Genomic DNA, 22,952 nt, shown 5'->3' with positions numbered 1-22,952 from the left:
GCCACAGTAAGTCAGCCTCCACGGAATGCGCTATGGTGCTCACAAGCACCGTACTTGTGAGCCGCCATGCCCTTCCTCGCCCGCACCCACCCTCGCCTCTCCTGCGCCGCCGTGCTGGGCCTTGCCGTTGGCATCCTCGTACCGGCCGAGTCCCTCGTCAGCAAAATCCTGATCGGCTGGAACGCCGGCGTCTGGACCTACCTGGTGCTGATGCTGTGGCTGACCATCCGCGCCAAGGCTCACGACGTCAAACGCATCGCCGAGATCGAGGATGAAAACGCCGGGCTGGTGCTATTCATGGTGTGCATCGCCGCGATCGCCAGCCTCGCGACCATCACCTTCGAGCTGGTGGGCAGCAAGGACCTGGCCACTTCCGAGCGCCTGCTGCACTACGGGTTTACCGGGCTGACGGTGATCGGTTCATGGCTGCTGATCGGGGTGATTTTCAGCGTGCATTACGCGCGGCTGTATTACACCTGGGAAGGCAAGGAACCGGCGCTGCGCTTTGCCGAAGGGCTGTTGACGCCCAACTATTGGGACTTCCTGTATTTCTCGTTCACCATCGGCGTGGCGGTGCAAACTTCCGACGTGGGCGTCGCCACCCGTGGCATGCGCAAGGTGGTGTTGGGGCAATCGTTGATCGGATTCCTGTTCAACACGGCCATCCTGGGGTTCTCAATCAATATTGCGGCGGGACTGTTCAGTTAACGCTGCACCCACCGTCTAGACGCCCAAGAACCGCGCCTGCCGTAAATCATCAGCCAAGCCCTCCACCCCCTGCCATTGGCCCCTGCCTCGCGCAAAAGGCCTGGGCTGGTCGGCACGCCCTGCCTGCAATGGGTCACCCCAAGACAAGGATGATAGCGCTGGCCAGTATGTTTGCCGCACTGCGTGGTTGAACGGCGTGCGCGCCAGGCAGTAATAACGACGAACGGTAGAGTAAACCTGTTAATTCTGACAGTTGTCGCCTACGCATATCTGGCGCTGAATGGACCCACTCAGTACACGCAGTGCCCCCCTCAGCCCGGTCTTCAGGGAGATACACCATGGCAACGCTTATTCCATTGGCCAACAACCTGGTCATCAACGGCAACTTTGCCCTCAATGGATCAAATTGGAATGCCACCGCAGTTCCCCCCGGACATGTGGATTTCTCAGAACAAAGCTGCATCCTCAGAACCAATGGCAGCGCCGAACAGGCCATGCCCGTGTTGAGCGCAACGGGCTACACATTCAGCGTGTACAGCTTGATTACCTACCAGGGTGAGGGGGCAGCGCATGTGCAGTTCCAGCCCTCTGGCACCCGCGAGTCAATTCCCCTGTCAGGAAATCATGGCTGGGTGCGACAAATGTTGATGTTCACCACGCCCGCAGGGACAACCACAGCGACGGTGCAACTGGAAGGCACCAAAGGCGACGTGTGGTTCGATAACGTCAGGCTGGTTGAAGAAGAAGGACCGGTAGTTCCCAGTGAACTTATCCTCAATGGCGATTTTTCAGAAAACAATCGTTACTGGGCTGTTACACGACCGGAGCTCCCATCCAACGTAACATTCACCGATGGGCGGTGCCAGTTAACGCTCATGGGTTACATGGAACAACAAATCCCCGTTATTCCGGAACAGACTTACAACTTTTCAATCGATGCCCGGGGAATTACAGGGGGCCATGGTTTCGTACGCTTTCATTTGGCCGCCGGCAATGTACCTGAAGTGGAATTGCGCGGTGATGGCTGGGATACCTATCCGTTTTCCCTGACAGTTCCTGCAGGCGTTACCGAATTCACTCTACAAGTGGAAGGTACGACGTTTCTAGAAGTCGACAATCTCTCTCTGACCCCGTCAGGTCGAGCAAACACTCACATCACTTCACGACCACCATCGCAGGAGAATCGCATCATGGCCACTGCAACCGCTCGAAAAGCTCCCATCCGGAAAACTGAAACGCAGTTTTTTCAAGGCAAGATCGGAAGCGCGGATTTCAAGGCAGACTTTCTGGAAAACAATCTCAAAAACAACTTCTGGCTAGCTCAAGGCACCATGAAGATTCCACCCTCGGAAACATCAAAGCAGGTGGTGATCTTCAAGTACTCATCGACCCTGCAATCCGGTCGCTATTCTCTACCAGACAACCCTGAAGTCCGCCGGCCCACCCATAGTTGTCCGCAATCCGTCGACCAGGAAGCTGCTCGGTTTTCCGTCATTCTCATGACCATCGATGAAAACCCCGTCCCGGCTTATGAAGCACAACGGGGTACTGTCGAATTCTTTCATGATCCAAATGACAATAGTGTCAATGGCGCACTCGACGTTTACTTTGTTGATGTCAATAACAACGAAGTACACATGCAGATGCTGTTCAGTATCTAAAATGGCTTATAAAAGAAAACGCCCCGATTTCGGGGCGTTTTTTTTCAACCATAATTGAAGCGCAACGTCATTACCTGTTTACCAGCTATAACGCATTCCGACATTCGCTCCCCATGGCTGATCAACGTGCTTGCCCTGGCCGTAGTCAAAGTCGGCATGCAACTGCAGCTTCTTGGACAAGGAAACGGCGACGCCTGCTCCTAACTCGATACGAGATCCCGAAAGATTGTTGTCGAATGCCTGGTTGTTGACCGTCACCTTATTGTTCTTGGCAAATTCATGGGCCACGCCACCACGCAAGTAGGGCTGGAGCACACTGCCATCATCCAATACAAAATCGCGGCCTACGGTAACACCCAGCTTGCCCAGCACCGAGTCGGTGTGCTCGCCTTTGGCGTTAAGGCCATTGTCCAGGCTGTAGCTCTTGCCTTGTACCTTGACCACAGACGCCTGGGCGAACGGCTCAATGAAAAAATCGTCGTCCAGCTTGATATGACGGCCAACTTCCACAGACGCACCCAGCGCATTGGTGCTGTAGTTACCCTTCGCTTGCTTGCCATCACTCAACCCGACCTTGGAGTCGTTGTTCAGGCGGTTGGCCTTGATGGCACCGTCGAAATAGTAGCCGTCGTCTTCATCCAACCAAGTGGCATACAGGCCGGCGTAGTAACTCTTCACCGTGCCCGAAGTACCCCGGCTAAGGTCCAGGTCAGAAGTACTATGACCGGCCATTACCCCAAGCAACCATTGACCTTCACCCACCGGCGTATCTGCCCCCAGAGAGAAGCCACGCTGGGTTTGCTCGTAGGCACCGCTATCACCTCCGCTCACTTCATATTTATTGCCATAGGCACGCAGCCAACCGCCGGCTTCGGCGCCGTTATGGCGCAGTTCACCCATGCGACTACGCAACGACGTCATTTCGCCATACCAGACAGTTGGGGCGGTATTGAACAATGCCAATACCGATCGTGTGCCTGGGCTGACCGTACGGTTGTTCGGATCGAGGAACCAATCGTTGCCGTCCTGCTTGAGTCCATAAGACCAGGCCCCAACATCCACGGCGCCCCCCACCAGTGCGAATTGTGCATCGCCGCCGCCGGTATGGACGATATGCACCTCGCCTGGATTGACGGGTTCTGCACCGCTGCTGGCAAGCAACAGGTCGTGATTGCCGCTGGCTTCGCCGGTAATGTTCAAAAAGTCTGTCTGACCACGGGCAAAATCGGTCCCCATCACAAAGGTACCCTGGCCCGACAGGCTCTCCAGGTCCAACTGATAGAACGCGTCGCTCTCGCCAAATTTGACTATGCCGTCTGCAAGATTCAGGTCCCCAACCTGGCTATTGCCGGTCATGACCCACATGGATTGGTCGCCAATGTTCAACGACGATACGTTTTCCAGGCGGCCGGTCAGCGAGGCTTGATTACTCAATTGCAGATGGGCATGGCTTCCCGCATCAACAATGACATCACCTTGAAGCTGGCTATTCTCGACGCTCATATTCGCCGTCGAGCCACCCTTTACTTCCAGCAGATTGCCATTGCCACCGATAAGGGTCGAACCATTGCGTACCACAATATCCGCCACCGTACCCTGGCCACGGGAGCCTTGTACAAGCAACGCAGCGCCGGTAGTCCCCGTCACATGGGTCTGGTCGAGCACCAGTGCATTAGACCCGGGCGAATGCCGATTGGACGACATTTCAATGCCGTTACGACCTCCCGTGATGTTACTGCCGAAAGCCCGTGCCGTTGAGCCCTCCAACCTCAACCCAAAGCTGTCATCACGGGTACCGATCACTTCGCTTCGCTGCAACTCCAGCGTACTTCCACCCGTAACGGCTGCGCCGCCAGTTGCACCGACCAGGACACTACCGCTTACCGTCGCAGTGGATGCATCGGTTGAGGTGGTAAATTTGCTGACCAGCAAGCCGACGTAGTCGGTGCTGGAAATCACACTGTTGTTGATCTGGGCGGCGCTGCTGTACAGCGCTACACCGGATTGAAACGCCCCGGAGGCGGTGACGCGGCTGCCGTCGACATTCACGTTGGAGCCACTCTGGGCGACGACAGTCCCCAGGATCGTACTGCTCTTGCTGACATTCAGGTTCGAGGCATGGGCAAAAATATCCAGCGTCTGACCGTCTATTACATTAAGCGTGGCATTCTGTAATTCAAAGGTATCAATATAGGCATCATGCCCAATGGTTTCAGTGCCATTTTCGATCAGCCGCGCATGGGCGTGAGGCGCCAGAAGCAATAAGGTGACAACAGATGGCACCTGCATCATTGCAACCAAGGGTTTTAACTTAAAATACGAATTGATATTCACAAGGCACCACTCATTCAGCAGACATTCCACGACGGAACTGTTCGGCCTGTTTCCAGAGGGTTGGAGCCAGGCCATTCAAGCCGTGGACATTACAGATAGGAATTACCCATTTATGTAGGATTAATCCCAACATATCGGTATGAATGGAGTCGGTGGCCGTGTGAACGCTGTAGCGCGTGTGCCCTGCAACTAAAGGGTGCCGAAGCACCCCACAGTCTGTTTCTATACCTATTCCTCTTGCGCGACGGGTGGTTGCTCCTCGCAATACATCCCGTTCAAGTCAGTGAAGCGTGTACGGCTCCTGGCTCTCTCGGCAGTGTGCTCCCCGCCCCCTGGGATCGGCACGAAGTAGCGAAAGTCCACCGAGTTTCGCGCCGCCGGCCTTAAGGCCGTGTAAGGGACCGTTATGTTGAACCCGTTGGAAACCATATCGGGGGTCAGCTTTGGTGAGTTGAGCACTACAGTATCGCCCAACTGGGTGTCTCCAGTGGTGTCGCTGAACACCCGGAACTCGCACCGAACGATCATATCCAGCTCGAAGTAAATTGTATTACCGGGAACTCTCACCGTCCCCGCCCACGTTGTCCGATTGAGGTCTGTGCAGGCCCAGGTTGCAGTAGCCTTGTTGAAAGTTGCTGGCTCCAACACCACCTTGTTGGCATTCACAATCACTTCTTGCGCCGGGGAGCGCTGAGTATTGTCATTGGTATCCCATCCCAGTGTGTAGAACACCTGGACCGGCACGTTGCCTACATCCCGAATAATTGGCCACGGCACCGTCAGCGTTACGGTATCGCCAGGGCCTTCGCTCGTTAGTACCAAACTATCAAACTCATTCGCCAAGCTCCCCCAATAACCTCTGAGGGTTGTTCCCGGCGCGGGAATGGGCTCGTCCCAAAGCACGATCTCGGCGGTGGCGGCGTTACCGAAATCATCTACTGTGAGTTCGTTGGGTTTGGATGGATCGCTGCCATAGACCAGCACCGTGTTGAGCAAGTCGTTCTCCGGGTCGACGCCCGGGTTAGGGCCAGGGGAGGAAAAGTCAACATCGATTTCGTGGTCAGGCGCGTCGAACGCACTACCGTTGCGGTCTATAAAATAGCTGATGGTCGTGGGGAGCTCGCCAGTGGCTGTGCCGTAATCGGCTACAAGGTTAGCCCTACTGATGGGCAGCATTAACGGAAACGGCAGATAAAGACCGACATTGAAACGAAGCGGAGGCCGCGAGCCCCAGGTCAATTCGATCACGTCAATGTCTGGCAGATTTTCATCATATTTGGGGATAGCGACGAACACCCCGGCGGGGTCATAAAGGTCCTGTAAATCGAGCACCCCATCCTCAGGAAGAAGTGCTAAAGGCACATAGGCTTCCAGCGGAACAGCGTCACCGGTGAGGTTCAATTCAATTCGGGCAGGTGCCGAGTCTTTGCTGAAGTTACCCGCCTGGTCAATCAAGCGGTAGAACAGGTAGTTCTTCCCTCCCTGATTACCAACAAGCCGACTCCACGGCAACGTAAAACTCAATGCGCCCGCAACAACGGGAAATGTGTCGATCGGGCGCGACAGTTGTGAAGAGAAATCGGGCGCGAAATGGACTGCGATTCTGTCGCCCGAACGACGACTGCTCGGATAGTCGGGAAATGTACACACCATCCCCTCAGGGTGATCCTCGATATCCCTCTCAGTGATTTCACCTGCCAAGGACAAATAATCAGGGAATAAGGGCTCTAACGGGTAATTGGGGTGGTAGGGCGGGGTGTGGTCCACCTCCAAGGGGGCACCTGTGAGCAGCGGCGTGGCATTACGGTCCTCATAGACGATGTAGCCGATCTCATGGCTCCCTTCCGTCAAACGGGCTACAGGAATATCACGGATGAACGGTTGGTCAATAGGCGGGAATGTAGGGTTCTCGGGCGTTCGGAACCTTACGATGTAAAGCGCGGCGCCCCACTGTGTTGCACCTTTGCCACGTATATGTACATCAAGACGCGTGATGGCGGGATCAAGATCGTTATCCTCCGCAAACTGCGCAATATCAAACGTCACGGGAAGCGGCTTTTTTGAATTTTCGGCGGAGATCAACCCCTCAGAGTTCATTGCACTGAAGGTAGGAAGCGGTAACGCCAAGCCCGCCTTTTTGCGTTGGGACATCAGCTCTTTATTCGCCTTGCGCGACTCAATGGCGGCCTGTTGTTTCTTACTCAAAATCGTCATTTGTATTCTCCTTTTGCACTTATTGATACGGTTATAGCCGGATAAGCACTTACGACATGACACCACTCAAATCGAACAACCGCTGCACCGCCACTGCCAGGACCTGCAACTTGCACCAGCATTCAACTCTTAAGTGCCGCTACACTTCTATGTTTCAGGGCCGTCACCGTCCGGCCCGCAATAATTGACCCCCGCTCTTTTACGATCAATCTTTGCATAGCGTAATCTTGACGAACCGATCACTCTGGTTTTACGCCATAACGTATACATGACGGACACAGAACTACCCGAACTGTGAGGGTTTGGTGACTTGATCGGCTTGATCTTATCTTCGTAGTTGGATTGCTTGAAGGTATAACCGTTTTTCGCCTCCTCTTCGGTCAATCGGTGTGTCAGGGTATCCGCCGTTGATGTAATGGCTTCGCCACCGCCAGCAAACTCTTCATATCCTTGCCACTCCACAACAAGATCGTCATCTTTCCGGAAGGCCGTCTCCGGAACAATTCTGATTGGAATGTGATCCCACATGGCCGGAACAGAATCGCAATTTATAAACATTTGGATATTGGCACTCGGGAACTCAACACGCGTCAGTACCAGCGGTGCGACCACATCGACTGTCACTTCAGTAAAATAGGTAAGTTGCTCATTAACGCCGTTGAATGTCGAGTAGTACACCCGTAGTTTTTCATCATTGCCTCCATCGACAATGACCTGCCAGGGAATATCGCTGAATTCCACACGCACGCCTTCGGCATCCCCCTTGCCGGTATCAACGACATAACGCGCCACTGGGTTATCACTGTTGGGAAAATCGCCCCAAAACAACTCCAACACCTCACCGTCGCGGGGCCGGTGATACAGCAGGACGCTGGCATATACACGCCGGTCCTTGTCGCGAATATCAATATGGTTTTCAGTCTGGGAGCCTTCGCCAAACACGCGCACCTTGGGCAAGTCGAGGTTAAGCAGCGCGGGGGCATTGATATGGTCTTGCCCTGCGACTCTAAAGTCCCAGCGAATTAACGTAGGTGGGCTGGGGAGCGTGGGCGTGCTGCTGCCGGACCGTGTAACGGTGTAGGTGGCTGCACCTTCTGCGAGCCCCAAGCCATCCTCGATCAACCTGGCCCAGGGGATCGCGACATTGAAGGGCACCTGGGTGACGCTCTGCCTGGCAAGCAAGGTTTGGCCCCAGCGTACGGTGACGAAATCTCCGTCTTGCCAATTGTCGTATTGAACGATGGCTATAACGCCGAGCCGGGCATCGTGGCGATTGATCAGGCCACTCGACATTGCTGGAATAACAAGAGCCTGGAGCTCTGAAGGAGACGCCGACAATTGAACTTCTATGCTTGTCTGATCGGACCTCGGGCCGCGGTTACCGGAACGGTCTTGCAGGCGAATATGAACGTACTGGGTACCGCTGGGGAATAGGCGAAACAGTTCCCCGGGAATAGGAAGGGTAAGCGGGCTAGTTTCGGACGGAAACTCTACAAAACCATTCGGTGCCATGTCCTGAGGAGGTGATCTGTCCGAGAGATAGTAATAAACCCTGTCGTAGGGCCGACGACCGTTATAGGCAGGCAGTATAAGCTTTACTGTTGGATTCGCCGCAAGATAAGCCTCATCAATAAGACCTACCGGAAAGGCAGGGTTGGGTGGCGTAACATTATTGTTTGGCGGCGTCCGATCAAGCACTAAGGTGCGGTAGTCCGAGGTCGTAGACTGATTGGTTTCATCGGTGATCCGATAAGCCAGCCGGACTGTACCGTCGTTCTCCAAATAGTCTCGCGGCACAAAGATGGAAAAAGGAAAGGGCTTGGTAATCGGACCGTCCCACCGCTCCTTGAACGGTGAGACACCTCCACCTCCGCTGCGCGACCAAAGAATTTCCACAATATTGTACTCGCCGGCTTGCGGAGCACCGTCCCACAGTTTCTGAATCACCACTTCAAGTGCGGTATCGAGATGTTGATGAGGGATATACCCCTCCAAAATCGGCGGAATAACGTCGTCCAGAATAGGTACTTTAATCTCGGCCAAGTTCAGAGTACCGCTGCGAAGAAGCCTATTTTCATTGGTCTTGTGAGCGCTCATCGGAATCTCCTGTCGTTCCACCTGTTACACACCGCCAGGGCGGGTCTGGCAGTTATTAAACGCTCAATGCAAAGCGTCGAATACTGTCAGAACTAACAGGTAGGCAGTGCCGCCCATCGGATACTGGGTGATGACCCCCTCACGGCCGCTTGACGAAATGGCCTAGTTGATGTCTTCTGAAACCGGTTTCAGCCTCTAAAGCCACGGCTCAAACCGACTAAATCCAATAAGAAAGGCCCGCCACCGTGACTCCCTTTTCCGCCGCCCAGCGCACCCGCGTCACCATGCTCGACGTCGCCCAGCGCGCCGGCGTGTCCAAAGCCAGTGTGTCGCGCTTTATCGGCGATGACCGCGCCCTGCTCTCCGACGCCATCGCCCTGCGCATCGAGCAGGCCATCGACGCGCTCGGCTACCGTCCCAACCAGATGGCCCGTGGTTTGAAACGTGGCCGTACGCGCCTGATCGGCATGCTGGTGGCCGATATCCGCAACCCCTATTCCATTGCCGTGATGCACGGCGTCGAAACCGCCTGTCGCCAGCACGGCTACAGCCTGGTGGTGTGCAACACCGACCGTGATGACGAGCAGGAGCGCCAGCATTTGGCGGCGCTGCGCTCGTACAACATCGAAGGGCTGATCGTGAACACCCTCGGCCATCACCTCGACCAATTGCTCGAACTGCAACAGGAAATGCCGCTGGTGCTGGTGGACCGCAAGGTCGAGCCGCTGCACAGCGATTTGGTGGGGCTGGATAACCCTGCCGCTGTGCGCATGGCGGTGGAGCATCTTGAGCAGCAGGGCTATCGCGATGTGCTGCTGGTGAGCGAGGCCACCGATGGCACCAGCTCACGGTTGGAGCGCCTGGATAGTTTCCAGGCCGAGATTGCCCAACGCCCGGCGTTGACCGGCGCAGTGCTGGAGCTGGATGGCGAGCTGGAGGTTCATCTACAGACCTTTCTGGCCAGGCCCGGCGCCAAGGCCTTGTTCTGCGCCAACGGTATCGCCGCGCTGGCGTGCACCCGCGCGCTCAAGGCGTTGGGCTGCAGCCTGTTTGACGATATCGGCCTGATCGCCCTGGATGACCTGGACTGGTACCCGCTGGTGGGCAACGGCATCACCGCCCTCGCCCAACCGACCCAGGCGATTGGCGCCAGTGCCTTCGACTGTTTGCTCAAGCGCCTGCGCGGTGACACCGCCCCCACGCGAACGCTGGATTTCCTCCCCGAACTGATTATCCGAGGCTCCACAAACCCCTTGTAGGAGCCGGCTTGCCGGCTCCTACAGTGAACATTGCGAAAGAAAATGAAACCGGTTTCAGAGGTAAACAACAATGCATAAATACCCCGTCTCCATCAGCCTTTCCAGCTACGGCGCCGACCTTGTGCGCCAGCAGGGCCAATTGAGTTTTGTCGAGTTGTTGGCGGCAGCCGGCGCCCAGCGCATCGAATGGCGCGAAGAACTGCTGACCACTGAACAGCCGGTAGAGCTGGCCCAGGCCGCCGCTGAGCATGGCCTGGAAGCCGTGTTTTCTTCACCGCTGGAACTCTGGGTCGCCGGCCGCGCCCAGCCGAATGCCGAGCTGAACGCAACCCTGGACCGTGCCCAGGCATTCGGTGCGCGCTGGCTAAAGGTCTCCCTAGGTTATTTCACTGACACCAACGACCTGCAAAGCCTGCACGCCCTGCTCAACCGCCACCCGGTCAAGCTGCTGGTAGAGAACGACCAGACGCTGCACGGCGGGCGCATCGAACCGATGCAACGGTTCTTCAACGAGGTCGAGCGCCTCGGCCTGCCGGTGAAAATGACCTTCGATATCGGTAACTGGCACTGGCAAGACCAGTCCGCCCTCACCGCCGCACGCCTGCTGGGCCGGCATGTGGATTACCTGCACTGCAAGGCCGTCGCCCGTCGCCAGGACGGCAAACTCGTTGCCCTACCGCCCGGCGCCACCGACCTGCATCTGTGGGAACAACTGCTCAAGCACATGACTCAAGGGATTACCCGGGCGGTGGAATTCCCGTTGCAAGGCGATGACCTGGTCGAAGTCACCGCGCAGCAGGTCGCCGCCCTCGCCCTCCTTGGCCAACCCCGTGCGGAGAATGCCCATGTCTGAGATCGATATCCTGTCGTTTGGTGAAACCATGGCGATGTTCGTCGCCGAGCAGACCGGCGACCTGGCCCAGGTCGAGCAATTTCATAAACGTATTGCCGGGGCCGACAGCAACGTCGCCATTGGCTTGTCGCGCCTGGGTTTCAACGTCGCCTGGCTGAGCCGGGTGGGCAATGATTCCCTTGGGCGTTTTGTGGTCGACACGCTGAAAAAGGAAGGCCTGGACTGCAGGCATGTGGCAGTCGACCCGCTGCATCCCACCGGCTTCCAATTCAAATCCCGCGAAGAGGCCGGCGCAGACCCTCAAGTGGAGTACTTTCGCAAAGGCTCCGCCGCCAGCCATCTATCCATCGAGGCCATCAGCCCTGCGCTGTTGCGAGCTCGCCATCTGCATGCCACGGGTATTCCGCCGGCCTTGTCCGACGCCACCCGCGAACTGTCCTTCGAGCTGATGACGCAAATGCGCAAGGCCGGGCGCAGCGTGTCGTTCGACCCGAACCTGCGACCGTCACTGTGGGCCAGCCAGCAAGAGATGATCCGTCAAGTCAACGCCCTCGCCGCCCTGGCGGATTGGGTATTGCCGGGCTTGAGCGAAGGTCGCCTGCTGACCGGTTTCGACGACCCGGCCGACATCGCCGCGTTTTACCTGGACCACGGCGCCGAAGCCGTGGCCATCAAGCTCGGCCCCGACGGCGCTTACTACCGCACGCAGATGGACCAGGGCTTTATCGCCGCCGTCAGCGTGGACAAGGTGGTCGACACCGTGGGTGCCGGTGACGGTTTTGCCGTCGGCATGATCAGCGCCCTGCTGGAAAATTTGAGCTTCCCCGAGGCGGTACAACGCGGCAACTGGATCGGCAGCCGCGCCGTGCAAAGCCGCGGGGATATGGAAGGTTTGCCGTTCAGGGCCGACTTGCCCCGGGCACAAAAGGCGAGTTAACCAACGGGGGGAAAGCCCCCTCGCCACAACGTTACCTGTTGCCACAACTACAACAAGCTCAGGAGCAACCCCATGGAAACCGTGAAACTCGCCACCCGCCGTTGGTGGTACATCATGCCCATCGTCTTTATCACTTACAGCCTGGCGTACCTGGACCGCGCCAACTACGGCTTCGCCGCCGCCTCCGGGATGGCCGAAGACCTGATGATCACCCCCGGCATGTCGTCGTTGCTGGGTGCGCTGTTTTTCCTTGGCTACTTTTTCTTCCAGGTGCCGGGGGCGATCTACGCGCAGAAGCGCAGCGTGAAGAAGCTGATATTCGTCAGCCTGATCCTCTGGGGCGCCCTGGCCACCCTGACCGGGGTGGTATCCAACGCCTACATGCTGATCGTGATTCGCTTCATGCTCGGCGTGGTCGAAGCGGCAGTCATGCCGGCGATGCTGGTGTACCTGTGCCACTGGTTCACCCGTGCCGAACGCTCGCGGGCCAACACCTTCCTGATCCTCGGCAACCCGGTGACCATGCTGTGGATGTCGGTGGTGTCGGGCTACCTGGTGCAGCATTTCAGCTGGCGCTGGATGTTTATCATCGAAGGCCTGCCAGCCGTGCTGTGGGCGTTTATTTGGTGGCGCCTGGCCGATGAGCGTCCCAAGGATGCCAAGTGGTTGAGCGACAGCGAAAAACACGACCTGGAAACCGCCCTGGCCGTCGAGCAGGTGGGTATCAAGGCGGTGAAGAACTACGCCGAAGCCTTCCGTTCGCCCAAGGTGATCATCCTCGCGCTGCAGTTCTTTTGCTGGAGCATTGGCGTGTATGGCTTTGTGCTGTGGTTGCCGTCGATCCTCAAGTCCGGTTTGCAGATGGACATGGTCGAAGCCGGCTGGCTGTCGGCGCTGCCTTACCTGGCGGCCGTGATCGGCATGCTGGTGGTGTCGTGGGGTTCGGACAAACTGCAAAAACGTAAGCGTTTTGTGTGGCCGCCGTTGCTGATCGCCTCCATCGCCTTCTATGCGTCCTACGTGCTCGGTGCCGAACATTTCTGGTGGTCCTACACCCTGCTGGTGATTGCCGGGGCCTGTATGTATGCGCCCTACGGACCGTTTTTCGCCATCGTCCCGGAAATCCTCCCAGCCAACGTCGCCGGTGGCGCCATGGCGCTGATCAATAGCATGGGCGCCCTCGGGTCGTTCGGCGGTTCGTATCTGGTCGGCTACCTGAACAGCAGCACCGGTTCGCCCGGCGCGTCCTACCTGCTGATGAGCGGCGCGCTGATGCTCGCGGTGGTGCTGACGATTTTCCTCAAGCCCGGCGCCAGCGACCGCGAACGCGCGCCGATGCCTACCCTTGAATTGAAGGCGAGAACCTCATGAAAAAGTCTGTCGTTTTGTACAAGAAACTCTCCGCCCCGCTGATGGCCCGCTTACACGAGCAGGCCGACGTCACACTGATTGAAGCGCTGGATGAAACCGGCCTGGCCGCGTTGCGCGATGCCCTGCCCTCCGCCCATGGCCTGCTCGGTGCGAGCCTGCGCCTGGATGCCAAATTGCTCGATTCGGCACCCAAACTGGAGGCCGTAGCCAGCGTCTCCGTGGGGGTCGACAATTACGATATCGACTACCTGACCCAACGCGGCATCCTGCTCAGCAACACCCCGGATGTACTCACGGAAACCACCGCCGACACTGGCTTTGCGCTGATCCTGGCTACCGCACGGCGTGTGGTCGAGTTGGCGGAGATGGTGCGCGCAGGCCAATGGAACAAGAACATCGGCCCTTCGCACTTCGGCAGCGACGTGCATGGCAAGACCCTGGGTATCATCGGCATGGGCCGCATCGGCGAAGCCCTGGCCCAGCGCGGGCACTTCGGGTTTGGCATGCCGGTGATCTACCACAGTCATTCGGCCAAGCCGTTGGTTGAAGAGCGTTTTGGCGCGCAGTACCGCAGCCTGCAGGACTTGCTCAAAGAGGCTGACTTTGTGTGCCTGACGTTGCCGCTCACGGCTGAAACCGAGAAGTTGATCGGCGCTGAGGAATTCACGCTGATGGGCCCGGAGACAATCTTTATCAATATTTCCCGGGGCAAGGTGGTGGATGAAGCTGCGCTGGTGGAGGCCTTGCAGCAACGCACCATTCGGGCGGCGGGACTGGATGTATTCGAGCGCGAGCCGCTCAATCACGATTCGCCGTTGTTGCGCTTGAACAATGTGGTAGCTACCCCGCACATCGGCTCGGCGACCCATGAAACGCGGGAGGCGATGGCGAAGTGTGCGGTGGATAACCTGCTGGCGGCGTTGGCGGGAGAGCGCCCGAAAAACCTGGTCAACCCCTCCGCCTGGAAGCACTGACTCCATTGTGGCGAGCGGGCTTGTCGTGGCGAGCGGGCTTGCCCCGCGTTGGGCTGCGAAGCAGCCCCAGTGAGAGCCCCGCGTTTTTTCAGACAAAACGCGGCGTCAGGTTTTGGGGCTGCTTCGCAGCCCAACGCGGGGCAAGCCCGCTCGCCACAGGAGCCCGCTCGCCACAGAAGCCCGGTCACCACAACAAGCCCGCTCGCCACAAAAAATCAAATCCCGGCAAGGTCAGATAACGAACCGCGCCACCATCGCGTTCAAATCCACCGCCAGTCGCGACAGCTCATGGCTGGCCGCGCTGGTCTGGTTGGCACCCGCCGCCGACTGGGTTGCCAGGTCGCGGATGTTGACCAGGTTGCGGTCCACTTCACGGGACACCTGGGCCTGTTCTTCCGAGGCGCTGGCAATCACCAGGTTGCGCTCGTTGATCAGGCTGATCGACTGAGTGATCTGTTCCAGCGCTACACCGGCGGCGCGGGCCAGTTCCAGGGTGTTCTGGGTGCGCTGGTTGCTCTGCTGCATTGACTGCACCGCTTCACCGGTACCGTTCTGGATGCCGGCGACCATCTTCTCGATTTCCTGGGTCGACTGGGCCGTGCGATGGGCCAGTGCGCGCACCTCATCGGCCACCACCGCAAAACCACGCCCTGCTTCACCCGCCCGTGCGGCTTCGATCGCAGCGTTGAGCGCGAGCAGGTTGGTCTGTTCGGCGATCGCGCGGATCACGTCGAGCACCTTGCCGATATCACGCCCTTGCGTAGCCAGGCCTTCGATCAACACTGAGGTATTTTGCACGTCCTGGGTCATGGTCTGGATCGCGCCAACGGTCTCGATCACACGGTCGCGGCCTTCGCGCGCCGCCTGGTTGGACTGGCCGGAGGCTTCGGAAGTCGACACCGCATTACGCGCCACCTCTTCCACGGCGGCGGTCATTTCGTTGACGGCGGTCGCGGCCTGGTCGATTTCATTGTTCTGTTGCTGCAACCCTTTGGAGGCTTCTTCGGTGACCGCGCTCAACTCTTCGGCGGCAGACGCCAGCTGCGTGGCCGAGCCGGCGATGTGCTGGATGGTCTGACGCAGGTTGGTTTGCATGGTGGCCAACGCCGCGATCAAACGCGCCGGTTCATCCTTGCCGTCGTCCTCGATGACTTTGCTCAGGTTGCCCCCGGCGATGGTTTCAGCTACTTCCACGGCTTTGCGCAGCGGCGTTACGATGCTGCGGGTCAGCAACCAGGCCAGCAACACGGTCAGCAATGCAGCGGCCACCGAAACCACAATGATGCCGGTGATGGCACTTTCGTAACTCTGCCCTGCGCCCTCGTTGGCTTGCCTGGCGCCGGCGGCATTGATGGCGATCAGCTTGTTCAACTGCTCGCCCATCTGGTCGGTACCTTCCTTGATCCGGCTGTTGATCAGCGCCCGCATCTCATCGACCTTGTCTTGTTTGGACAGGGCCAGCATGTCGGCCTGGGCCTTGAAGTAGTTGTCCAGGGTAGCGACAAAGGTCTTGTACAGCGCGGCCTCCTCCGTACCGGCGGGCAACGCTGCATAACCGGCCTGGGCGGTTTTCACCTTGTCGACCAGCGCCCCTATGCGGGTTTCAGCTTCCTGCAGGCCGGCGGCCTCACGGTTGACCAGCACGCGGAACGACAGGATGCGCAGGCGCAGTACGTTTTCCGTGATGTTGCCCAGGTACGTCACGCTGGGCAGCTGGTTCGTGCTCATGTCGACCGAGGCCTGGCGGATCAACGTCATGCGGTTGACTGCAAACACCCCCAGTACAACCACTAACAACGCAATAAACGCGAAACCTAGAGACGCTCGAGGGGCAATGTTCAAGTGACGGAGGGACATAGGGGTGCTCTCAAAATGGAGTGTTTGCGTGCATCCGTGCCGCGAAACGATCAGCCAGCGTCAACGCGCTGTCCTGACCCTGGTCACCACTGTTGTAATTGGTATGTGGGCCTATAAGAGATATCGGCAGGCACCGGGGTTTTACGCAGGGTCTTTATAAATATTTTTTTACACTTCTGACGTTTGGCGGTTTCTGGCATCCTGCGCCTCCATTTTCTGACCCGAGCCATCATCTTGTCTGACGCTCAAGCCTCCCGCCCGCGCTATAAATCCGACCTGATCTACGGCCTGGAAGACCGCCCGCACTTCACCGCGGCGATTTTCGCCGCCTTGCAGCATGTGCTGGCCAGTTTTGTCGGCATCATCACGCCCACGCTGATCGTTGGCGGCGTGCTCGGCCTGGAAAGCGAAGTGCCCTACCTGGTGAGCATGGCGTTGTTTGTGTCGGGGCTGGGCACCTTCGTGCAGGCGCGCACCTTTGGCCCGATCGGCTCGGGGCTGTTGTGCCTGCAGGGCACCAGTTTTTCCTTTATCAGCGTGATCCTCAGCGCCGGGTTCATGGTCAAGGCGCGGGGTGGCGGCACCGATGAAATCCTCTCGACGATCTTTGGCATCTGCTTTTGCGCGGCGTTTATCGAAGTGGTGTTCAGCCAGTTCATCGGCAAGCTGCGCAAGCTGATCACGCCCGTGGTCACCGGCACCATCATTACCTTGATGGGTTTGTCGCTGATCAAGGTCGCGGTCACCGACATGGCCGGCGGCTTTGGCGCCAGCGACCTCGGCGCCGCGAGCAATATGGGCTTGGCCGCGTTGGTGCTGCTGACCATCGTGGTGCTCAACCGCTTCAATAATCCGTTCCTGCGCCTGGGTTCGATCGTGATCGGCCTGACCCTGGGCTTTGTGGTGGCCTGGTGGCTGGGCCGCGTCGATATGACGGCGTTGCCCCAGGTGCCGTTGATCAGCGTGCCGGTGCCGTTCAAGTACGGCTTTTCGTTCGACTGGGTGGCGTTTATCCCGGTAGCGGTGATCTTCCTGATTTCGCCCCTGGAAGCAGCCGGTGACCTGACAGCCAACTCGATGATTTCCCAACAGCCGGTCAAGGGCCCCCTGTATATAAAGCGCATCAAGTCCGGCCTGCTGGCCGACGGCCTTAACTCGGCCATGGCGGCCACGTTCAACAGCCTGCCAATGGTGACCTTCGCCCAGAACAACGGGGTGATCCAGTTGACCGGCGTGGCCAGCCGCTACGTGGCGTACTTTATCGCCGGCCTGCTGGTGCTGCTGGGGCTGTTCCCGATGATTGGCGCGGTGCTGCAACTGATGCCCAAGCCGGTGCTGGGCGGCGCCACACTGATTATGTTCGGCACCGTGGCCGTGGCCGGGATCAAGATCCTTGCCGAGGCCGGGCTGCATCGACGCAATATGCTGATCGTGGCCATTTCCTTAGGCATGGGCCTGGGCGTCGCCGCCGTGCCGGAAGTGCTGCGCGATTTGCCAAAGGCGCTGCACAACATCTTCGAATCGCCGATCACCGTGGGGGCGTTCTGTGCAATCCTGCTGAACATTTTCCTGCCGGAAGAGTTCATAGCACTGGAAGAAGATGAATTTGATCCGGAGTCCTCTACCCTCAAAGTGATGCAGGACCCTGACGTCACGAAATAGGAGCACCCTTTTATGCGCAAGCTCATGGTTCTATCGTTACTGCTACTGACCTTGAGCGCCTGCGCGCTGTTCCCCAACCGCGACCCGGTCAATATAAACGTGGTGGGCATCGAGCCGCTGCAAGGCCAGGGCCTGGAAGTGCGCTTCGCCGTGAAGTTGCGGGTGCAAAACCCCAATGAAACGGCGATTGACTATAACGGCGTGGCACTGGACCTGGAGGTCAATGGCCGGCCGCTGGCATCAGGGGTGAGTGATCAAACGGGATCCATCCCACGTTTTTCCGAGACCGTACTGATGGTGCCGGTCAGCGTTTCGGCGTTTTCTGTGCTGCGTCAAACCCTCGGCCTGAGCCAGACCCAGAGTCTGAATAACCTGCCCTACGTACTGCGGGGCAAACTGGCGGGCGGGCTGTTCGGCACCATGCGGTTTGTGGAACGTGGCACGCTGGATCTGCCGAACACAGCAACCTGGTAGAACACATGCAACCTACTTTGATCACAGAACGCCTGATCCTGCGGCCACTGACCCTCGACGATGCCGAGGGCATCCAGCAACAGTTCCCCCATTGGGAAGTGGTGCGTTACCTCAACGCCCTGGTGCCCTGGCCCTACCCTGCCGATGGTGCGCGGACCTACCTGGAACAAAACGCCCTGCCGGCCATGGCACGAGGCGAGGAATGGCATTGGTCGATCCGTCTGAAAATCGCGCCTGAACAACTGATCGGAAACGTCAGCCTGATGAACGAGCAGGACAACAACCGGGGCTTCTGGCTGGGCCCACAGTGGCAAGGCAAAGGGTTGATGTCCGAAGCCAGCGCGGCGGTGACCGACTATTGGTTCGGCGTGCTCATGCGCCCGCTGCTGCGTGTGCCCAAGGCCGCGCCCAACCTGGGCTCGCGGCGAATTTCCGAGCGCACTGGGATGCGGTTGATCAAGACGGATGAAGGCCAGTTTGTCGAAGGCACATTCCCCCGGGATATTTGGGAGATGACCCGCGAGGAATGGCTGAAATCCAATCCCTTGTAGGCGCTGGCTTGCCAGCGCCTACAGTTTTATACCGGGTTCAGTCGGTGAGGTAGCGCACGCCGGGTTTGGTGCGCTCATCCACCGTCAGCTCGAAAATATCCGGCCGGGCGTAATGGCCTACCACGTCGTAGTCATACCGGGCACGTACCAGGTCGTCGGTGTTGATCTGCGCGGTCAACAGCCCCGCTTCGCCGACCAGCGGCCCGGCCAGAATATCGCCCATGGGGCCGACAATTATGCTGCCCCCCGCAATCAACGGCCGAGCCGCCGGCCAGTTGGCAACCTCGACCCCCAAGGCCTCGGGGGATGCCTGGACCTGGCACGCGCTGACCACAAAACAACGCCCCTCATGGGCGATGTGGCGCATGCTCACCTGCCACATCTCGCGCTCGTCCACCGTGGGCGCGCACCACACCTGCACGCCCTTGGCGTACATCGCCGTGCGCAACAGCGGCATCATGTTTTCCCAACACACCGCGCCGCCGATGCGCCCGACTGCGGTGTCGATCACCGGTAAGGTCGAGCCGTCGCCCTTGCCCCAGATCAACCGCTCGGTGCCGGTAGGCATCAGCTTGCGATGCTTGGCCACCAGGCCGCCAACCGGTTCGACATACAGCACGGTGCAATACAACGTGCTGCCATTGCGCTCGATCACGCCGACGACCAGGCTGGCACCGGTGCGGGCCGACAAACCCGCCAGCACCTCGGTCTCGTCGCCCGGCACTTCAATGGCATTGGCAAAGTACCGCGCAAACGCTTCGCGGCCTTCGGGCAGGCGATAACCCAGTTGCGTGCCAAAGCTTTCACCTTTGGGATAACCACCCAGCAGTGCCTCGGGCATCACCACCAGTTGCGCGCCACTGCGCAGGATTTCGTCCTCGTAAGACAGGATTTGCGCCAGGGTTTCGGCCTTGCCGCCGGGCAATGAACCAATTTGCAAAGCAGCCACAGTAGAAACAGGCATCACGATCACTCCGGAAAACGGCGGTTGCGCAGGCCTCTTGCAGGAGCGAGGCGGGCGGCTAGCCCTTGCTCCTACAGAGGGTTTAAAGGTTGCCCATTCTCCGGCCAGCCTCGATCATGAATAAAGCCCACTTCAGTGCTGAATGATATGAGCCAAATGAATATCGCCAAGGTTGACCTGAACCTGCTGAAAACCTTCGAAGCCCTGCATGACGAGTCCAGCGCCAGCCGTGCGGCCCTGCGCCTGGGTGTGACGCAATCGGCCATCAGCGCCGGTTTGCGGCGTTTGCGCGAGGTGTATGGCGATCAACTGTTCGTGCGCACCGGCCGAGGTCTGGCGCCGACCTTGCGCGCCAATCAGTTGAAGCCGGTGATCAGTGAGGCGTTGGATCGCTGCCGGCAAAGCCTGGCGATGATCAGTCCGGATAACCTGCACTATCAGGGCAGGTCTGTGGTGTTGGGGCTGTCCGACGACTTCGAGATTGCCTATGGCCGCCGGCTGATGGAGGCCATCGCGCAGCGTTTGCCGAAACTACGGGTGATCTTCCGCCAGACCCACAGCCAGATCGTCGGCGCCGCCCTACTCGACCGTAGCCTGGACCTGGCGATCACCGCCGGCGGTTTTGCCGAGCGCCGGCTGAGTCGGCAGGTATTGGGGGAAGGTGATTACCGCTGCCTGGTGGACCCGCACAGCCTGGAGCCCGGCCAGCAAGGCATCAGCCTGGAGGAGTTCGTCACCCGCGAGCATGTGCTGGTGTCGTCGGGCGGGTTTATCGGGATCACCGACGAGGGGCTGGCGGCGCAGGGGCTGAGCCGCCAGGTGTGCGCATCCACCAGCCATTTTGCCGCGCTGCCGTTTCTGCTCAAGGGCAGCCAGGCAGTGGCGACCATTCCCGGGCACGCGGCCGAGGCGATTGCGGACATGACCGGCTTGCGTGTACTGCCCTGCCCGCTGGCGTTGCCGCGCTACCCGGTGGAACTGGGCTGGCGCACCCAGGCCCAGTTGGACCCGATGCTGCTCAAGGTTCGAGAAGCGATCAGCGCCAGTTTTACTTGGCCGCCATCAGCTTGTTGACTTCACTGCGCACCATGCTGGAGAACTCCGGCGGCGACATGCCGTCCAGCTCCGCGCGCACCCATTCGGCCCATTTGCCCTTGCGCTTGGCGCGCTCGCCAAACAGTCGAGCCGCTTCGCCCTTGGCCTTGCCCAGGTTGGTTTGCCACAGGTCGTAGAGACGGGACTTTTCATCTTCCAGCTCGGCGCGTTCGGCGAGGGTCTTGTTGGCGAGATTGAAGCTCATGTTGAATTACCTGCTGCACAAATAGGCGACATCTTACACTGTAGGTCGAAATTTCCTGATTCGGAATTTACTCAGGGCGCCGCGACGGCAAAAAAACTGCAACTTTTGCCACGGCCCGACACTCCATTGTTCACTGTCACATTCACCCGCAAGGAGTCACACAATGGCCCGCAAAACCGCCGCCCAAGCTGCCCAAGCCGTCGAAGATCAAATCAAGGATCAAGCCTTCAGCGAACTCACGGCGCTGATCGAAGAATCGGACAAACTACTGAAAAGTAGCGCCGCCCTGGTAGGCGAAGAAGGTGAAACCCTGCGCGAACAGGTCGCGATCAAACTCAAGCAAGCACTGGACTCGGTGTCCAACGTGCGCGAACGCAGCAAGCCAGTGGTCGATGCCACCGAAACCTACATCGGTGGTCACCCATGGCAGACCGTCGCCATCTCCGCCGGTTTCGGCCTGGTGGTTGGCTTGTTGCTGGGCCGCCGTAACTGATGTGCCGGGGGCTGCGCCAGTGGCGCAGCGCCTTTTTCACTCCGCCAACAACGCCTGCAATCGCGCCAGGTCCTGCGCCTCCAGCTCAATCCCTTGTTGCTCCGACTTCGCCCGTGTGCGATGACGTCGATCCCCCGGCAACCGCCGTAACCCCACCGCATGCATCTGCCGCACCAGTTCCTGGCTGCGCTCGGCGAAGTGTTGCCCGGCGGTTTTGCTCGGGTCGATGACGATCAGCAACTGACCGGTCCAAGGTGTGCGTGCGCCAGGGTGGTCGGCCCAAGTGAACTCAAACGAGAAGTTACCGCCCGTCAACGCCGCTGCCAGCAGTTCGACCATCATCGACAACGCCGAGCCCTTGTGCCCGCCAAACGGTAACAGTGCGCCGCCTTCGAGCACGGCCTTGGGGTCCTGGGTCGGCTGACCGAGGCTGTCGACGCCCATGCCCGGCGGCAGGCGCTCGCCCTTGCGCGCGGCAATCTGCACGTCGCCGTGGGCAATCGCGCTGGTGGCCAGGTCGAAGACGATGGGCGAGCCGTCGGCGCGCGGCGCGGCGAAGGCGATGGGGTTGGTACCGAACAGCGGCCGGTCGGCACCGTGGGGCACGACGCAGGTCATGCTGTTGACCACGCTCAGTGCCACCAGGCCTTCTTCGGCGAAGGGTTCGACATCCGGCCAGAGCGCGGCAAAGTGATGGGAGTTGTGAATCGCCAGCAACGCGATACCAGCGCTGCGTGCTTTTTCGACCAGCAGCGCTCGGGCCGCCGCAAGGGCGGGCTGGGCAAAACCGTTGCCGGCGTCGACACGCACGAAACCGGAAGCGACATCGGTGACCACCGGGATGGCCTTGCCATTGACCCAACCGCTCGCCAGCGTGCTCAGGTAACCGGGCATCCGGAAAATACCGTGGCTATGGGCGCCATCGCGCTCGGCGCTTGCACAATTGTGCGCCAGGATCGCCGCTACTTCCGGCGAGGTACCGTGTTTCACAAACACCGCGCGCAGCAACCCCACCAGGTCGTTGAAACCGATGAACGTTGTAGCACTGTCAACTATCGGGGACTGGGCAGACATCTGTAGCTCCGACTTTATAATTGGGAGAGACAACAAGAATCCAGACCGTCGATTAAACAACGCCTGCCGTGCCTGCTGTCAACGGGCGCTTGAGGTCTGACGCAGTTATCTACCGCAAGTCGCGCCGGAACGGCTCTTACCTTGGGACTCCCAAGAGCCCCTTTGATAG

Annotated in this window: 18 protein-coding genes and 1 pseudogene; 12 read left to right on the top strand and 7 right to left on the bottom strand. The window is 59.0% G+C overall.

Annotated features, from left to right (window positions below):
- Positions 1 to 66 precede the first annotated feature (66 nt).
- Together ACR52_RS19290 and ACR52_RS19285 are read left to right on the top strand one after the other, a co-directional pair.
- On the top strand, positions 67 to 708 hold the full coding sequence (locus ACR52_RS19290; RefSeq protein WP_048727953.1) for a DUF1345 domain-containing protein: 642 nt from the start codon (positions 67 to 69) through the stop codon (positions 706 to 708).
- Positions 709 to 1,046: 338 nt separating this feature from the next.
- Positions 1,047 to 2,369: a carbohydrate binding domain-containing protein gene (locus ACR52_RS19285; protein WP_048727949.1), complete on the top strand. Its 1,323-nt coding sequence runs from the start codon at positions 1,047 to 1,049 to the stop codon at positions 2,367 to 2,369.
- A 78-nt stretch (positions 2,370 to 2,447) separates the two neighbouring features.
- Here ACR52_RS19285 and ACR52_RS19280 read toward each other — a convergent pair whose 3' ends face one another.
- The 3 genes from ACR52_RS19280 to ACR52_RS19270 all read right to left on the bottom strand — a co-directional run bounded on the left by ACR52_RS19280 (position 2,448) and on the right by ACR52_RS19270 (position 9,014).
- On the bottom strand, positions 2,448 to 4,703 hold the full coding sequence (locus ACR52_RS19280) for an autotransporter outer membrane beta-barrel domain-containing protein (protein ID WP_330219100.1): 2,256 nt from the start codon (positions 4,701 to 4,703) through the stop codon (positions 2,448 to 2,450).
- A 228-nt stretch (positions 4,704 to 4,931) separates the two neighbouring features.
- Positions 4,932 to 6,917: a hypothetical protein gene (locus ACR52_RS19275; protein WP_048727946.1), complete on the bottom strand. Its 1,986-nt coding sequence runs from the start codon at positions 6,915 to 6,917 to the stop codon at positions 4,932 to 4,934.
- Between the two features lie 147 nt (positions 6,918 to 7,064).
- Positions 7,065 to 9,014: a hypothetical protein gene (locus ACR52_RS19270; protein WP_048727943.1), complete on the bottom strand. Its 1,950-nt coding sequence runs from the start codon at positions 9,012 to 9,014 to the stop codon at positions 7,065 to 7,067.
- 245 nt (positions 9,015 to 9,259) lie between these two features.
- On the opposite strand from ACR52_RS19270, the pseudogene ACR52_RS19265 reads away from it, so the two are divergent.
- The 5 genes and pseudogenes from ACR52_RS19265 to ACR52_RS19245 all read left to right on the top strand — a co-directional run.
- Positions 9,260 to 10,302, top strand: a pseudogene (locus ACR52_RS19265) (LacI family DNA-binding transcriptional regulator); the annotation flags it as partial.
- A gap of 41 nt (positions 10,303 to 10,343) precedes the next feature.
- Positions 10,344 to 11,126, top strand: coding sequence for a sugar phosphate isomerase/epimerase family protein (locus ACR52_RS19260; RefSeq protein ID WP_048727938.1), 783 nt, complete (start codon positions 10,344 to 10,346; stop codon positions 11,124 to 11,126).
- Positions 11,119 to 12,063 carry a sugar kinase gene (locus ACR52_RS19255; protein ID WP_048727935.1) on the top strand — a complete coding sequence of 315 codons (945 nt, stop codon included), beginning with the start codon at positions 11,119 to 11,121 and terminating at the stop codon, positions 12,061 to 12,063. The genes ACR52_RS19260 and ACR52_RS19255 overlap by 8 nt, the downstream gene beginning before the upstream one ends.
- Positions 12,064 to 12,135: 72 nt before the next feature.
- Positions 12,136 to 13,434, top strand: a complete 1,299-nt coding sequence (locus tag ACR52_RS19250; RefSeq protein WP_048727931.1) for an MFS transporter — start codon at positions 12,136 to 12,138, stop codon at positions 13,432 to 13,434.
- Entirely contained in the window at positions 13,431 to 14,408 is a 978-nt protein-coding gene (locus ACR52_RS19245; RefSeq protein WP_048727926.1) for an NAD(P)-dependent oxidoreductase, read from the top strand. The genes ACR52_RS19250 and ACR52_RS19245 overlap by 4 nt, the downstream gene beginning before the upstream one ends.
- A 231-nt stretch (positions 14,409 to 14,639) precedes the next feature.
- On the opposite strand, the gene ACR52_RS19240 is transcribed toward ACR52_RS19245, so the two are convergent.
- Positions 14,640 to 16,265: a methyl-accepting chemotaxis protein gene (locus tag ACR52_RS19240; protein ID WP_048727923.1), complete on the bottom strand. Its 1,626-nt coding sequence runs from the start codon at positions 16,263 to 16,265 to the stop codon at positions 14,640 to 14,642.
- 234 nt (positions 16,266 to 16,499) lie between these two features.
- Here ACR52_RS19240 and ACR52_RS19235 point away from each other — a divergent pair, with 234 nt between their 5' ends.
- From ACR52_RS19235 to ACR52_RS19225, 3 genes are read left to right on the top strand one after another with little or no spacing between them, the layout of a single operon-like run.
- Entirely contained in the window at positions 16,500 to 17,927 is a 1,428-nt protein-coding gene (locus ACR52_RS19235; protein ID WP_048728175.1) for a nucleobase:cation symporter-2 family protein, read from the top strand.
- A 12-nt stretch (positions 17,928 to 17,939) separates the two neighbouring features.
- The gene (locus ACR52_RS19230) at positions 17,940 to 18,401 is read left to right on the top strand and encodes an LEA type 2 family protein (protein ID WP_048727919.1); all 462 of its coding nucleotides are present in this window, start codon (positions 17,940 to 17,942) and stop codon (positions 18,399 to 18,401) included.
- Between the two features lie 5 nt (positions 18,402 to 18,406).
- Positions 18,407 to 18,952 carry a GNAT family N-acetyltransferase gene (locus ACR52_RS19225; protein WP_048727915.1) on the top strand — a complete coding sequence of 182 codons (546 nt, stop codon included), beginning with the start codon at positions 18,407 to 18,409 and terminating at the stop codon, positions 18,950 to 18,952.
- 37 nt (positions 18,953 to 18,989) lie between these two features.
- On the opposite strand, the gene ACR52_RS19220 is transcribed toward ACR52_RS19225, so the two are convergent.
- On the bottom strand, positions 18,990 to 19,916 hold the full coding sequence (locus ACR52_RS19220; protein WP_048727912.1) for a carbon-nitrogen hydrolase family protein: 927 nt from the start codon (positions 19,914 to 19,916) through the stop codon (positions 18,990 to 18,992).
- A gap of 156 nt (positions 19,917 to 20,072) precedes the next feature.
- Between ACR52_RS19220 and ACR52_RS19215 the strand changes: the two genes are divergently transcribed.
- Positions 20,073 to 20,990 (top strand): LysR family transcriptional regulator, encoded by a 918-nt coding sequence (locus ACR52_RS19215; protein WP_048727909.1) that lies wholly within the window; start codon positions 20,073 to 20,075, stop codon positions 20,988 to 20,990.
- On the opposite strand, the gene ACR52_RS19210 is transcribed toward ACR52_RS19215, so the two are convergent.
- A complete protein-coding gene (locus ACR52_RS19210; protein ID WP_048727907.1) occupies positions 20,965 to 21,216 on the bottom strand; it encodes a hypothetical protein in 252 nt (83 codons plus the stop codon). The two genes, ACR52_RS19215 and ACR52_RS19210, sit on opposite strands and share 26 nt — an antisense overlap.
- Before the next feature lie 163 nt (positions 21,217 to 21,379).
- Here ACR52_RS19210 and ACR52_RS19205 point away from each other — a divergent pair, with 163 nt between their 5' ends.
- Positions 21,380 to 21,709 carry a DUF883 family protein gene (locus tag ACR52_RS19205; protein WP_034104648.1) on the top strand — a complete coding sequence of 110 codons (330 nt, stop codon included), beginning with the start codon at positions 21,380 to 21,382 and terminating at the stop codon, positions 21,707 to 21,709.
- A 36-nt stretch (positions 21,710 to 21,745) separates the two neighbouring features.
- On the opposite strand, the gene ACR52_RS19200 is transcribed toward ACR52_RS19205, so the two are convergent.
- Entirely contained in the window at positions 21,746 to 22,783 is a 1,038-nt protein-coding gene (locus ACR52_RS19200; RefSeq protein WP_048727900.1) for an Ldh family oxidoreductase, read from the bottom strand.
- Positions 22,784 to 22,952 lie beyond the last annotated feature (169 nt).

This window comes from Pseudomonas fildesensis (assembly GCF_001050345.1).
GTDB classification, from domain to species: domain Bacteria; phylum Pseudomonadota; class Gammaproteobacteria; order Pseudomonadales; family Pseudomonadaceae; genus Aquipseudomonas; species Aquipseudomonas fildesensis.
The sequence above is the reverse complement of the archived record's forward strand: the minus strand, read 5'-3'. Positions and strand labels throughout refer to the sequence as shown.